Annotated in this window: 11 protein-coding genes and 1 tRNA gene; 11 read left to right on the top strand and 1 reads right to left on the bottom strand. The window is 72.3% G+C overall.

What is annotated here, in order from left to right:
- Nucleotide 1: 1 nt before the first annotated feature.
- The 6 genes from eno to CMN_RS11030 all read left to right on the top strand — a co-directional run bounded on the left by eno (nucleotide 2) and on the right by CMN_RS11030 (nucleotide 5,437).
- Nucleotides 2–1,282, top strand: coding sequence for a phosphopyruvate hydratase (gene eno / locus CMN_RS11055; RefSeq protein WP_015490900.1), 1,281 nt, complete (start codon nucleotides 2–4; stop codon nucleotides 1,280–1,282).
- A gap of 88 nt (nucleotides 1,283–1,370) precedes the next feature.
- A complete protein-coding gene (locus CMN_RS11050) occupies nucleotides 1,371–1,928 on the top strand; it encodes an FtsB family cell division protein (protein WP_015490899.1) in 558 nt (185 codons plus the stop codon).
- Complete coding sequence (locus CMN_RS11045) at nucleotides 1,925–2,440, top strand: DUF501 domain-containing protein (protein ID WP_015490898.1); 516 nt, start codon at nucleotides 1,925–1,927, stop codon at nucleotides 2,438–2,440. The genes CMN_RS11050 and CMN_RS11045 overlap by 4 nt, the downstream gene beginning before the upstream one ends.
- The gene (locus CMN_RS11040) at nucleotides 2,437–3,720 is read left to right on the top strand and encodes a S8 family serine peptidase (protein ID WP_015490897.1); all 1,284 of its coding nucleotides are present in this window, start codon (nucleotides 2,437–2,439) and stop codon (nucleotides 3,718–3,720) included. Before CMN_RS11045 ends, CMN_RS11040 begins: the two co-directional genes overlap by 4 nt.
- A 37-nt stretch (nucleotides 3,721–3,757) precedes the next feature.
- Nucleotides 3,758–5,245 (top strand): NAD(P)/FAD-dependent oxidoreductase, encoded by a 1,488-nt coding sequence (locus CMN_RS11035; RefSeq protein WP_015490896.1) that lies wholly within the window; start codon nucleotides 3,758–3,760, stop codon nucleotides 5,243–5,245.
- Nucleotides 5,246–5,359: 114 nt separating this feature from the next.
- Nucleotides 5,360–5,437, top strand: a tRNA-Leu gene (locus CMN_RS11030).
- A gap of 14 nt (nucleotides 5,438–5,451) precedes the next feature.
- Here the strand turns inward: CMN_RS11030 and CMN_RS11025 are convergent.
- Entirely contained in the window at nucleotides 5,452–6,606 is a 1,155-nt protein-coding gene (locus CMN_RS11025) for an acyltransferase family protein (protein WP_015490895.1), read from the bottom strand.
- A gap of 174 nt (nucleotides 6,607–6,780) precedes the next feature.
- On the opposite strand from CMN_RS11025, the gene CMN_RS11020 reads away from it, so the two are divergent.
- The 5 genes from CMN_RS11020 (at nucleotide 6,781) to opgC (ending at nucleotide 13,363) form a co-directional block, all read left to right on the top strand.
- A complete protein-coding gene (locus tag CMN_RS11020; protein ID WP_015490894.1) occupies nucleotides 6,781–7,977 on the top strand; it encodes a PP2C family protein-serine/threonine phosphatase in 1,197 nt (398 codons plus the stop codon).
- Nucleotides 7,974–9,965 carry a glycosyltransferase family 2 protein gene (locus CMN_RS11015; protein WP_015490893.1) on the top strand — a complete coding sequence of 664 codons (1,992 nt, stop codon included), beginning with the start codon at nucleotides 7,974–7,976 and terminating at the stop codon, nucleotides 9,963–9,965. Before CMN_RS11020 ends, CMN_RS11015 begins: the two co-directional genes overlap by 4 nt.
- On the top strand, nucleotides 9,962–10,300 hold the full coding sequence (locus CMN_RS11010) for an STAS domain-containing protein (protein ID WP_015490892.1): 339 nt from the start codon (nucleotides 9,962–9,964) through the stop codon (nucleotides 10,298–10,300). The genes CMN_RS11015 and CMN_RS11010 overlap by 4 nt, the downstream gene beginning before the upstream one ends.
- The gene (locus CMN_RS11005; RefSeq protein ID WP_227077681.1) at nucleotides 10,290–10,739 is read left to right on the top strand and encodes an ATP-binding protein; all 450 of its coding nucleotides are present in this window, start codon (nucleotides 10,290–10,292) and stop codon (nucleotides 10,737–10,739) included. The genes CMN_RS11010 and CMN_RS11005 overlap by 11 nt, the downstream gene beginning before the upstream one ends.
- Nucleotides 10,740–10,810: 71 nt before the next feature.
- Nucleotides 10,811–13,363 (top strand): OpgC domain-containing protein, encoded by a 2,553-nt coding sequence (opgC, locus tag CMN_RS11000; protein ID WP_041465291.1) that lies wholly within the window; start codon nucleotides 10,811–10,813, stop codon nucleotides 13,361–13,363.
- The last annotated feature ends 63 nt before the right edge of the window (nucleotides 13,364–13,426 follow it).

Raw genomic sequence — 13,426 nt, 5'->3', positions numbered from 1 at the left:
CGTGGCAGCCATCGAAGCAGTCAACGCACGCGAGATCCTCGACTCCCGGGGCAACCCGACCGTCGAGGTCGAGGTGCTCCTGGAGGACGGCACGTTCACGCGCGCGGCCGTCCCGTCCGGCGCCTCCACCGGTGCCTTCGAGGCGTACGAGCTGCGCGACGGCGACGCGGGCCGCTACCTGGGCAAGGGCGTCCAGAAGGCCGTCGCCGCCGTCGTCGACGAGATCGGCCCGGCCATCCAGGACCTCGACGCCGCGGACCAGCGCATCATCGACGCCACGATGATCGAGCTCGACGGCACCGAGAACAAGTCCCGCCTCGGCGCGAACGCGCTCCTCGGCGTCTCCCTGGCCGTCGCGAAGGCCGCGGCCGACTCGGCCGAGCTGCCCCTCTACCGCTACCTCGGCGGCCCAAACGCGCACACGCTGCCCGTGCCGATGCTCAACGTCATCAACGGCGGCTCGCACGCGGACACCAATGTCGACATCCAGGAGTTCATGCTACTGCCCGTCGGAGCGTCCACCTTCTCCGAGGGACTGCGCTGGGGCGTCGAGACGTACCACGCGCTCAAGAGCCTGCTGAAGAAGAAGGGCCTCTCCACCGGCCTCGGCGACGAGGGCGGCTTCGCGCCGAACCTCGACAGCAACCGCGCCGCGCTCGACCTGCTCATGGAGGCCATCGACTCCGCCGGCTTCACCGCCGGCAAGCAGATCGCGCTCGGCCTCGACGTCGCGTCCAGCGAGTTCTACTCCGACGGCGCGTACACGTTCGAGGGCCAGAAGGTCGACGCCGCGCACATGACCGCGTACTTCTCCGACCTCGTCGCGTCGTACCCCCTCATCACCATCGAGGACCCGCTGGACGAGGACGACTGGGCCGGCTACGACCACTTCACCGCCGAGCTCGGCTCCAAGGTGCAGATCGTCGGCGACGACCTCTTCGTCACGAACCCGAAGCGCCTCGCCGACGGCATCACGCGCGGCGTCGCCAACTCGATCCTCGTGAAGGTCAACCAGATCGGCACGCTCACCGAGACGCTCGACGCGGTCAGCCTCGCGCAGCGCAGCGGCTACACCACCGTGCTCTCGCACCGCTCCGGCGAGACCGAGGACACGACCATCGCCGACCTCGCGGTCGCGTTGGACGCGGGCCAGATCAAGACCGGCGCTCCCGCCCGCAGCGAGCGCGTCGCGAAGTACAACCAACTCCTCCGCATCGAGCAGGACCTCGGCGCCGCCGCGGTCTACGCCGGCCGCAGCGCCTTCCCGCGCTTCCAGGCCTGACCCGGCCGGTCCGCCCGCGCCCGCCCGGCGCGGGCGGATCGCCGTCCCCCCCCGCACAACCCGATCCGCACACGACGAAGGAGGACCGATGGCCCGCTTCCCCGGCCTCGACACCCTCCGCGCCCGCCGCGCCCCGCGCCCGCGCACCGAGCGCGTCCCCGTAGCCCTGCCCGACGGCGACGCCCCCGCGGGCAACTGGCTCCGCAGCATGCGCTTCTCCGGGTTCTCCGTGATGGTGCTCGTGCTCCTCGTCCTCACGGTCGTCGTGCTCGCGCCGGGCCTGCGCATCTACCTCGAGCAGCGGCAGCAGCTCAGCAGCCTGCAGAGCGCGGTGGACGCCCAGAAGGGCACCATCGCCCAGCTCCAGGACCAGCGCGCCCGCTACGACGACCCCGCCTTCCTCAAGGCCCAGGTGCGCGACCGCCTCTTCTACGTGATGCCCGGCGAGACGAGCTACCTCGTCCGCGGGCTGCCCGCCGCGACCGGCGACGCCGCCACGACGCCGGACGGCGCGCCCATCAGCGCCGACCTGCAGGAGACGAAGCAGGACTGGGTGCAGGCCCTCGTCGGATCCGCGCTCACGAGCGCCCTCAGCGACGCCCCGCCCGACCAGCTCCAGGGATCCGTCCAGGGAGGCGACCAGTGACCCGACCCCCCTTCGACCCGCCCTCCGAGCGCGACGTGCGCGTGGTCACCGCCCAGCTCGGCCGCCCCGCGCGCGACGTGGTCGGCATCGCCGCGCGCTGCGTCTGCGGCAACCCCACCGTCGTGAGCACCGCCCCGCGCCTCACCGACGGCACGCCGTTCCCCACGCTCTACTACCTGTGCCACCCTGCCGCCACGGCCGCCATCTCGCACCTCGAGGCCGAGCACGTGATGGCCGAGCTGCAGAACGACCTCGCGGACGACGAGGCGCTGCGCGACGCGTACGCCGCCGCCCACGCGTCCTACCTCGCCGACCGCGAGTCGATCCTCGTGGTGCCCGAGCTCGCCGGTGTCTCGGCGGGCGGCATGCCCGTGCGCGTCAAGTGCCTGCACGCCCTCGCGGGCCACGCGCTCGCCGCGGGCCCGGGTGTGAACCCCATCGGCGACATCGCGCTGGCCCGGGCCTCCTGGTCGCCGGACGTCTGCGAGTGCGCCGACCACGACGCGCCGTGATCCCCGAGTCGGGCGCGCGTGCGTCGACCCGGCCCGGGCGCCGCCTCGCGCGGTCGGCCGCCGTCGGGATCCTCGCCCTCGTCGCCGCGCTCACCGCGGCGACGCCCGCCCAGGCGGATCCCGTGCGCGAGCGCGAGTACTGGCTCGCCGACTACGGCGTCGAGCAGGCCTGGCAGACCACGCGCGGCGAGGGCGTGAAGATCGCCGTCATCGACACGGGCATCGACGCCTCGGTCGCGGACCTGCGCGGCGCGGTCGTGGGCGGCACGGACGTCTCGGGCGTCGGATCCGCGGACGGCACCAAGCCCGTCGGCGCCTCCAGCGAGCACGGCACCATGGTCGCCTCGCTGCTCGCGGGCCGCGGCACGGGGACGGGATCCGGCGTCATCGGCGTCGCCCCGGCCGCGAGCGTCCTCAGCGTCTCGGCCGCGCTCGGCGGCCCGACGCCCGGCGCGCGCGACGAGGACGCGCAGATCGCCGACGCCGTCCGCTGGGCCGTCGACAACGGCGCGAGCGTCATCAACATGTCCCTCACCCGCAACTCGCTCGACTGGCCCGAGAGCTGGGACCGCGCGTTCCTCTACGCCTACCAGCACGACGTCGTGGTCGTCGCGGCGGCGGGCAACCGGGGGAGCGGCACCACCGAGGTGGGCGCGCCCGCCACCATCCCGGGCGTGCTCGCGGTCGCGGGCGTCGACCGCGCGGGGGCCGCGAGCTTCGACGCGTCCTCGCAGGGCATCACGATCGCGGTCGCCGCGCCCAGCGAGCAGCTCGTGGGCGTCGAGCCCGGCGGCCGGTACGTGCAGTGGAGCGGCACGAGCGGCGCGGCGCCCCTCGTCTCCGGTGTGGTCGCGCTCGTGCGGGCCGCGCATCCGGAGCTGAAGGCCGACGACGTGGTGGAGCGCGTGCTCGCCACCGCACGGCAGAAGGGGAAGCCGGAGATCTACGGCCGCGGGCTCGTCGACGCGTCCGCCGCCGTCACGGCCGACGTCGCGCCCGCGAGCGGCAAGCCCCTGGGCGACCTCGAGGAGTGGGTGCGGCTGTACCGCCGCGCGCCCGCCGCGACGCCGGATCCGTCCGCCTCCGCCACCCCGGACGCCGCGCCCGCGGTGCCCGCCGACGCCCCCACCGCCGACCTGGCGGCCGACGCCCTGCCCACCGCGGGCGAGCTCCGCCAGGTCGGGATCCCGGCCCTCGTCCTCTCCGTCTTCGCGGCGCTCGCGGCGGCCATGGCGGTCGTGGCGTGGCGGCATTTCAGGCGGCTGCTCCGGAAGGGGTAGCCTGATTTCGACCACAACCTGCAGGGAGTCATCCATCGTGCCCAAAATCCTGATCGTCGGCGGCGGCTACGCCGGTTTCTACACGGCATGGAAGCTCGAGTCGCACCTCCGATCCGGCGAGGCCGAGGTCACCATGGTCGACCCGCTGCCGTACATGACGTACCAGCCGTTCCTGCCCGAGGTGGTCTCCGGATCCATCGAGCCCCGCCACGCGGTCGTCTCGCAGCGCCGCCACCTCCGCACCACCAACGTCGTCACGGCGAAGGTCACCGGCATCGATCACGCGTCGAAGACCGCCACGATCACGCCGCCCGTGGGCGAGCCGTACGAGTTCGCGTACGACATCATCGTCGTCACCGCGGGCAGCGTCTCGCGCACGTTCCCGATCCCGGGCGTCGCGGACGAGGCCATCGGCCTGAAGACGATCGAGGAGGCCGTCGCCATCCGCGACCGCATCTTCGCCAACTTCGACCGCGCGGCCACGCTGCCGGCCGGCCCCGAGCGCGACCGCCTCCTCACCTTCGTGGTGGTCGGCGGCGGCTTCGCGGGCATCGAGGTCTTCGCCGAGATGCGCAGCATCGCGACCGACCTCGTCAAGAAGTACCCCGAGATCGACTTCGAGGACACGCACTTCCACCTCGTCGAGGCGATGGGCCGCATCATGCCCGAGGTGTCGCTCGAGACCAGCCACTGGGTGCTCAAGAACCTCGCCGAGCGCGGCGCGAACGTGCACCTCGACACGCAGCTCAAGTCCGCCGTCGGCGGCGTCGTCGAGCTGTCGACCGGCGAGTCGTTCGAGTCCGACGTCATCGTCTGGACCGCGGGCGTCATGGCCAGCCCCATGCTCAAGAACACCGACCTCCCGATCGAGGAGCGCGGGCGCCTGCGCGTGCGCGCCGACGGTCGCGTCGAGGGCGACGACGGCATCGTGGCGGACGCCTGGGGCGCCGGCGACGTGGCGGCCACCCCCGACCTCACGGGCGGCGGCGTCGGCGGCTTCTGCGTGCCCAACGCGCAGCACGCCGTCCGCCAGGGCAAGCTCATGGCGAAGAACATCACCGCGAGCCTCCGCGGCGAGGGCATCACCGACTACTTCCACAAGAACCTCGGCGCCGTCGCGGGCCTCGGCCTCTACCAGGGCGCGTTCCAGTCCGGGAAGATCGGCATCACCGGCTTCCCCGCCTGGGTCATGCACCGCGGCTACCACGGCCTCGCGATCCCGTCCTTCGAGCGCAAGGCGCGCGTCGTCACCGGCTGGGTGAACAACCTGGTCTGGGGTCGCGACATCGTCTCGCTCGAGGCGCGCGAGACCCCGCGCACCGCGTTCGAGACGTTCGCGTCGCGCCCGCGTCCCGCCGCGGACGCCGCGCCGGCCGCCCCGGTCAAGAAGGAGGAGGCGCCCGCCAAGAAGGCCGCGGACGACAAGGCCGACGCGCCCGCCGAGGGCGAGAAGTCCCCGGCGCTCGCGGGCAGCTACAGCTCGTCGCCCAGCGCGGAGACCACGGACGAGAAGCCCTCGGCCTGATCCACCCGCACCACCGACGACGGCCCGCACGCCGCAGCGTGCGGGCCGTCGTCATGCCCGGGCACATCGGTCCCGCGCCGCGACCGTAGGCTGTCGGGAGCGCCCCGGCGCCACGCCCCCGTAGTCCAATTGGCAGAGACGGGCGACTTAAAATCGCTACAGGTCAGGGTTCGAGTCCCTGCGGGGGCACCAATACGGCGGGCCGCTCAGGCCGCGGGCTTGGGCGCCACGGGCGCCGCATCCGGATCCGCCGCCTCCGTCACGTGCGCCTGGCGCGTGTTGAGGAAGTGCCGCTCCACGAGGTGGAAGAAGCCGAAGCCGGCCGCGACCGCCAGCGGCGCGACGACCAGCAGCATCAGCGCGGCGTGCGCGCCCGTCGGCAGGCCGAGCGGCAGCAGCAGGAGGTTGCCGAGCGCCAGGAACGGGCTGTGCACGAGGTAGACGCTGTAGGAGACGAGGCCGATCCGCTGCGCCGGGCGGGTGACAAAGGCGCCGAGGGCGCGGGGGCGGGACCCGGCCATGGTGCGCGCGCCCGCCCAGGCGAGGAGCGCCGCGAAGCCCGCACCGGCGACGAGCTCGGCGGCCCAGACGCTGTCCTGCAGCTCTGTGATCCCGAGGAGCAGCACGGCCGCGGCGCCCACGGCCACCGCGAGCAGCAGCCGGTCGGACGCCCAGCGCGGGCGCGCGCCGACGGTGAGCTCGGCGGCGAGCATCCCGGCGGCGAAGAGGCCCAGGAGCCACGGGCACGCCCATGGCGCGACGCCCGCGAGCGACGCGCCGGTCGTGACCACCGTGGCGGCGAAGACGACGGGCAGCCCGCCCCAGCGCCGCCACAGCGGCAGCAGCACCAGCGGCATGAGGAAGTAGATCTGCCACTCCACGGCGACGCTCCAGAGCGGCGCGTTCACCTGGCTGACCCATTCCGGGGAGAGGTCCTGGAGCAGGAGGACGTGGGACACGATGCCGGCGGGGGTGGCGGGCGCGGCGCTCTCCCACGCGGTGCCGCCGCCGTCGCGCATCACGGGGATCGCGAGCGCCATCAGCAGGCTGAGCGCGAGGGCGGCGAAGTAGGGCGGCAGGATCCGCCGGGCACGCCGTCGGAGGAAGGTCGCGGTGCCGTGCCGGAGGTCGAGCCCCGGGCGGCCGGCGACGGGGAGCATGAGCACGTAGCCGGACAGGACGATGAAGACGGGCACGCCGAGGTAGCCGTAGCCGGTGATCCAGCCGAGGAGAGGCAGGTCGCGCCAGGCCTGCCCGGTGATCCCCGTGTAGAGGAACGCGTGGAACGCGACCACGGCGAGGGCGGCGGCGCCGCGCATGCCGTCGAGGTAGGGGAGCTCCGGTCGTCGTGCTGATGCCATGAGGCCCCCGATCGGCTCCCGACGCTAGCAGCCGGTCGGCGACCACTGGGACGACCACCGGTGTCGTCCGCGTAGCGCTACTTGGTACGTCCCCTATGGATCCGGCCACGTAAGCTGAACGCACCCTAGGTTTTGGGTGCCGTGGACGGGGGTCCACGTCGGCGAGGGGCGGGGATGACTCTGATCGAGGACGCACGGGTGATCGCGGCGCAGCGCGCCGTGGAGGCCCTGGGGCTGCTCGACGGCCCGCCCGAGGAGCGCTTCGACCGCGTCACGCGCCTCGCCCGCACGGCCTTCGCCGTGCCGCTGTCGACCATCGGCCTCGCCGACCTCGACCGCATGTGGTTCGCCTCGTGCGCGGGGGCCGAGCTGTCGGAGACGCCCATCAGCAGCGTCTTCTGCGACACCACCGTACGCGAGGAGCGCGTGCTCATCGTCGAGGACGCGCGGGCCCATCCCGTGTTCCGCCACCTGCCCACCGTCGCGGGCGAGCCGCACATCCGCTTCTACGCCGGGCATCCGCTGCGGGATCCCGAGGGCCTCGTCATCGGCACGTTCTGCCTCTACGACGTGGAGCCGCGCGGCCTCGACGCCGGCCAGCTCGTGCTGTTCGCCGAGCTCGCCGAGTGGGTGCAGCGCGAGCTCGTCGCGAGCGTCGAGATGGACCGCGCCCAGGCCGTGCAGTCCGCGCTCCTGCCGGCCGCCGAGGTCGAGATCCCCGGCTACGAGATCGCCGCCGTGTGCGTGCCCGCGCAGGTCGTGGGCGGCGACTTCTACGACTACGAGCGCACCGCCTCCGGCCTCCGCTTCTCCATCGCCGACGTGATGGGGAAGGGCACCGGCGCCGCGATCCTCACCGCCACGGTCCGCGCCGTCCTCCGCGGCATCGCGAGCACGGCCGACCGCTACGGCGCGGGCGTCCTCGAGGACACGGGCCTCATGGTCACCGACGCGGCGCGCTCGCTCGACGCCGACCTCGACCGCACGGGCTCGTTCGTCACCCTGCAGCACGGGCACCTCGACCAGGCCACCGGGCTCCTCCGCTACGCCGACGCCGGGCACGGGCTGACGATCATCGTGCACCCCGACGGCCGCGTCACCCACCTGGACACGAGCGACCTCCCCGTCGGCATCGACGCCGACCACCGCTGGGAGGAGCGCCACGTGGTGCTCGGGCACGGTGACACCCTCGTGACCTTCAGCGACGGCCTCTTCGACATGTTCGGCGGCAGCGATCCCGCGTTCGGGGCCATCGGCCGGCTCGTGACGGAGGCCGGTGGCGTGAAGGCGCTCATCGAGCGGGTCCGCATCCTCGCGTCCGCCGGCACGCCGCTCGACGACGTGACCGTCCTCGCCGTGAGCCGCGCGTGAGCCGCTCGACGCACCGCGCGCCGACCACGGGCCGGTCGCCGCTGCGCTTCGCGTTCATCCGCCTGCTCGCCGTGGTGACGGCGCTCCTCGGCCTCAACTACATCGTCTGGCGCCTGCTGTTCTCGGTGAACCCCGAGGCGCTCTGGATCGCCATCCCGCTCGTGCTCGCCGAGACGTACAGCCTCATCGACTCGCTCCTGTTCGGGCTCACGATGTGGCAAGCCCGCGACCGTCCGAAGCCGCCGGCGCCGCAGCCGGGCCTCACGGTCGACGTGTTCATCGCGACGTACAACGAGCCCCTCGACCTCGTGATGGAGACCGCGCGCGCCGCCCAGCGCATCACCTACCTGCACAAGACGTGGGTGCTCGACGACGGCAACCGCACCGAGCTCCGCGACCTCGCCGAGGCGGAGGGCATCGGCTGGATCACCCGCTCGGCCGACTGGTCGGGCCGCGCGCGCCACGCGAAGGCCGGCAACCTCAACAACGCGCTGCTCACGACCGAGGGCGAGTTCATGCTCATCCTCGACGCCGACCAGGTGCCCGTGCCCGAGATCCTCGACAAGACGCTCGGCTACTTCGACGACCGGCGCATGGCGATCGTGCAGACGCCGCAGGTGTTCGTGAACGTGCCGGACTCGGATCCGCTCGGCAGCCAGGCGCCGCTGTTCTACGGCCCCATCCAGCAGGGCAAGGACGGCTGGAACGCGGCGTTCTTCTGCGGATCGAACGCGATCCTCCGCCGCGAGGCCCTCATGCTCCTCGGCGTCTCGCGGTACGTGACCGACATCGAGATCAGCGTGTTCCGCGCGCTCCGCACCGCGGGGGACGTGATCGACAAAGCGCGCCAGGAGCTCGAGCCCGACCAGCTGGATCTCCGCAAGGCGCTCGACGACGTCGCCTACGACGTGCGCCGCGCCCGTGCCGAGCTCCGCCGCGGCCAGGCGCTGGCGGACGTGACCTACCGCTTCCAGAAGCGCGTCGACTCCATCGCCGCCCGCATGGTGCAGGACGACATGGCCGCCCTCCACGCCGACCTCGCCGAGATCGCCGCGCTGGCCGGCCGCCACTCCGCCGAGCGCGACGCGGTCTCGCTCGTCGACGAGAGCGCCATGACGCGCCTCGCGCAGCGCGACTGGTCGCCGCTCGGGGCGCTCGACGCCGTGCGCGCCATCGTCCGCGACATCGACGTGCACCGCGACGACGACGCGCAGTCGATCATGCCGCTGGCCACCATCTCCGTCACCGAGGACATGGCCACCTGCATGCGCCTGCACGGGCTCGGCTGGAAGTCGGCGTACCACGACGAGGTCCTCGCGTTCGGGCTCGCGCCGGAGGACCTGCCGACCATGCTCACCCAGCGGCTCCGCTGGGCGCAGGGCACGATCCAGGTGTTCTTCCGCGAGAACCCGCTGCTGCAGAAGGCGCTCTCGATCCCGCAGCGCCTCATGTACTTCGCCACGATGTGGAGCTACTTCTCCGGCTTCACGGCGCTCGTCTACGTGGCGGCGCCCATCATCTACCTCGTCTTCGGCGTGCTCCCGGTGCAGGCGCTCTCGACGGACTTCTTCAGCCGCCTGATCCCGTTCCTCCTCGTGAACCAGCTCCTGTTCGCGGTGGTCGGCCGCGGCAAGCGCACCTGGCGCGGGCAGCAGTACTCCCTCGCGCTCTTCCCCGTGTGGATCTCGTCGGTCACCACCGCGGTCGGCAACGTCTTCTTCCGCCGTCCCCTCGACTTCGCCGTGACCCCGAAGGTCCGCGCCGAGAGCGGGAAGCCGCGGTACGACCTCGTGAAGCCGCAGCTCTACGTGATCGGCGCGCTCATCGTCGCGTCCGCGATCGGCCTGCTGCGCCTCGCGATCGGGCAGGCGACGCCGCTCGGCACGTTCACCAACCTCGCCTGGGTCGTCTTCGACCTGGCGATCTTCAGCATCATCATCCGTGCGGCCCGCTACCGGGGCTTCACGCCGGCCAAGGAGGACGCATGATCGACATCGCAGTCAACGAGCAGGGAACGCACGTGAGCGTCGTCATGCCGACCGGCCGCCTCAACATGGTCTCCGCGCGGCAGCTCACCACGATCATCACCGGGGTCATCGACGGCGGACGGCCCTTCGTCGTCGTGGACCTCGGCAGCACCGACTTCATGGACTCCTCGGGGCTCGGCGCCCTCGTCTCGGGCCTCAAGCGCGCCCGGCAGGCGGGCGGCGACCTCCGCCTGGCCCGCCCAAACGCGCAGGTGAAGGCCGTTCTGGAGCTCACCAACCTCAACCGCGTGCTCACGGTGCACGAGTCGCCCGAGGATGTGTTCCGTGACCGATGAGGGCATGACGCACCACGCGCCTCCGGTGCGGGCGAACGTCACGCTCCCGGCGGTGGACGAGAGCCTCGCCGCCGTGCATGCCGTGATCGCCGCGGTGTGGGACCAGGCGCACGACGTGAGCGACACCGAGCGGATGCTGTTCGAGACGGCCGTGGTGGAGATCGCGGGCAACGTCGTCGAGCACGGCGTCGCGGTGGGGGAGCGCGCGGGCTATCCGGTGACGTTCACCATGACCGTGATCTGCCAGCACGACCGCATCGTCGCCCTGTTCGAGGACGACGGCCAGCCCGCCGTCGTCGACCTCACGCGCGTGTCCATGCCCGACGACCTCAGCGAGAGCGGCCGCGGGCTGGCGCTCGCGCAGGCGGTCCTCGACGACCTCACCTACGAGCGCACCGACGGCAGCAACCGCTGGCGGCTGGTCAGGCTGCGCGGCTGATGCGCGGCGGGGGGATGCGGGCACGCGGGGGCGGGCGCACGCACAGGGGGATCGGCGGCTGGGCTGCGGCAATGGTGGCACTGGCCATCGTGGTCGTGCCGGCGACGGCGGCGCTCGCCGTGCCGGCCGCGACCGCGCCGACGGCCGCAGCGCCGGCGGCGCCGGCGGACGAGGTCGACCTCACCCGGGCACCCGCCGCGCCCTGGTTCGGCGGCATCATCGACTGGACCGCCGACGACGCGCAGAGCTACGCCGACCGCCTCGGGGCGACCCCCGCGGTGCTCGGCCAGTCGGTGCGCTACCCGCTCGGATCCGACGACGTCACCTACCTCGACCAGTTCGCGCAGCAGGCCGCCCAGCAGGGATCGCTCCTCTTCCTCACCCTCGAGCCGACGAAGCCGCTCGCCGACCTGACCGCGGCCGACGCGACCGCGCTCACGGGCCGGCTCGAGGCGCTGCGCGAGCGCTACGACTCCCGCACGCTCGTCCGGTTCGCGCCCGAGATGAACGGCTCGTGGACCCCCTGGGGCCAGCAGCCGACCGCGTACATCGCCGCGTTCCGCCAGGTCGCCGACGCCGTGCACGCGTCCGACGCGGGCGCCGTCACCGTGTGGTCGCCCGCGTACGCGGCGGGCTACCCGTTCGGATCCGCCGACGGCCTCACGCAGGGCTCCGCCACCCGCTCCATCGCGGAGCTCGACACCGACGGCAACGGCCGCGTCGACGTGGACGACGACGCGTACCGGCCGTACTACCCGGGCGACGACGCCGTCGATTGGGTGGGCCTCTCCGCCTCCCACTTCGGCGCCGAGCAGGACTTCACCGTCGGGGAGCCGACCGAGGACTACCTCGGCACCGAGGTGATCCCGCAGCAGGAGTTCGGGAAGAACGTCGTGCCCGAGCAGGACAAGTTCGCCCGCGAGCTCGCGGGAGCGTACGGCTACTCCGACCGGGGCGGCGCGGGGCGCGACTTCGCGGCCGAGTGGATCGAGGGCACCGGCAAGCCCGCCGTCATCGAGACGGGCGCCCTCTACGACCCGGCCCGCACCGACGGGGCCTCCGAGATCGACATCAAGAGCGCGTGGTGGGGCCAGGTGCTCTCCGCCGACATCCGGTCGGCCCACCCCGGCATCGGCATGGTCGTGTGGCGCGAGCTCCAGCGCACCGAGGCCGAGGCGAAGGGCATCGTCATCGACTGGCGGGCGACGGGGGACCCGACGGTCGCGTCCGCGCTCCTCACGCACCTGGATCCCGCGACCGCCACGCTCGGCCCCGTCACGCAGGTCTTCGACCAGGAGCGCGCCAACGTCGCCACCGCACAGTACCGCGACCCGGGATCCCCCGAGGACGAGCAGATGGGCTGGATCGTGCTCTGCGCGGTCGTGCTCCTGCTGCTCTTCGTGATCTCCGGTCCCATCGGCCGCCTCAAGCCCGGCTGGCGCTACCCCGACGAGAACTCGCCCCGCGACCGCCGCCTCGACCTCTTCCGCGGCTGGACCATCGTCGCCGTGGTCATCACCCACATCGAGGTCGCGAGCCCCTACTCGTACGTCACCATCAACGCCATCGGCGCGATCACGGGCGCCGAGATGTTCGTGTTGCTGTCGGGCCTCGTGCTCGGCATGGTCTACCCGCTGGCCGTGAAGAAGTTCGGCGAGATGAAGGCGCTCGTCTCCATCCTGCGCCGCGCGTTCAAGCAGTACATCGTGGCGATCGCGGTGGTCGTCATCGTCTTCGCGCTCACGTTCGTGCCGTTCCTCGACACCGACGTGATCACCACGTTCACCGACCGCGGCACGGGCGCCGACGGCAAGGTCACCACCGGGCAGGTCTACGACCTCTACCCGAACGGCGCGCGCCTGCTCGACTACCCGCCGCCCTGGTACGCGATCCGCGACCTGCTGCTGCTCCGCATGGGGCCGTGGGTGTTCAACATCATGGGCCTCTTCGTGGTGCTGACCCTCCTCGTCCCCGCGATCGTGTGGCTGCTCCGCCGCCGCATGTGGTGGGTCGTGCTCATCGCCAGCTGGACCGCGTACGTGCTCAACGCGCAGTTCGACATCCGCGTGCTGCCGTCGATGTTCGAGGACGTGTTCCCGCTGCTCACCTGGCAGGTCGCGTTCCTCAACGGCATGGTCATCGGCTACTACCGGAAGCGGATCACGCGCGCCCTCACCGGCCGCGTGGGCCGCGTGCTCGTGACGATCGGGCTGGTGGCGTACGTCGGCTCGCTCGCCGTGCTCTGGGCCGGGCACACGTACGGCGTGCAGCTGCCGGGAGTGCCCGACGGCCTCTACTCGTCGCTGTACGAGTCGATGTACCAGCGCACGTTCCTGCAGCCCGGGCGCCTGATCGACCTCGCGCTGATGCTCGTGGTCGCGTACACGTTCCTCACCCGGATGTGGAAGCCCGTCGACCGCGCGTTCGGCTGGTTCTACACGCCGCTCGGATCCGCGAGCCTCTACGTCTTCATCGTCCACGTGTTCTTCGTGCTGATCGTCGGCAGCCTGCCGTTCCTCGACAGGGCGAATCCCTGGCAGGGAGCAGTGGTCCACACCCTCGTGCTGGCGGCGATCTGGTTCATGGTGACGCGCAAGGTGCTCTTCAAGGTCATCCCGACCTGATCCGCGTCCCGGGGATCCGCGCGCCTCCGGGCCAATCCGTGGAGAGCCGCGTTCCGAAGGGTT

The sequence above is a fragment of the Clavibacter nebraskensis NCPPB 2581 genome (assembly GCF_000355695.1).
Lineage (GTDB): Bacteria > Actinomycetota > Actinomycetes > Actinomycetales > Microbacteriaceae > Clavibacter > Clavibacter nebraskensis.
This window is presented reverse-complemented; position numbering and strand designations above follow the sequence as displayed.

Coding starts and splice junctions, on each gene's coding strand:
- CMN_RS11010 (WP_015490892.1), top strand. CDS start 9,962: ATGATCGACATCGCAGTCAACGAGCAGGGAACGCACGTGAGCGTCGTC.
- opgC (WP_041465291.1), top strand. CDS start 10,811: ATGGTGGCACTGGCCATCGTGGTCGTGCCGGCGACGGCGGCGCTCGCC.
- CMN_RS11050 (WP_015490899.1), top strand. CDS start 1,371: ATGGCCCGCTTCCCCGGCCTCGACACCCTCCGCGCCCGCCGCGCCCCG.
- CMN_RS11020 (WP_015490894.1), top strand. CDS start 6,781: ATGACTCTGATCGAGGACGCACGGGTGATCGCGGCGCAGCGCGCCGTG.
- CMN_RS11025 (WP_015490895.1), bottom strand. CDS start 6,606: ATGGCATCAGCACGACGACCGGAGCTCCCCTACCTCGACGGCATGCGC.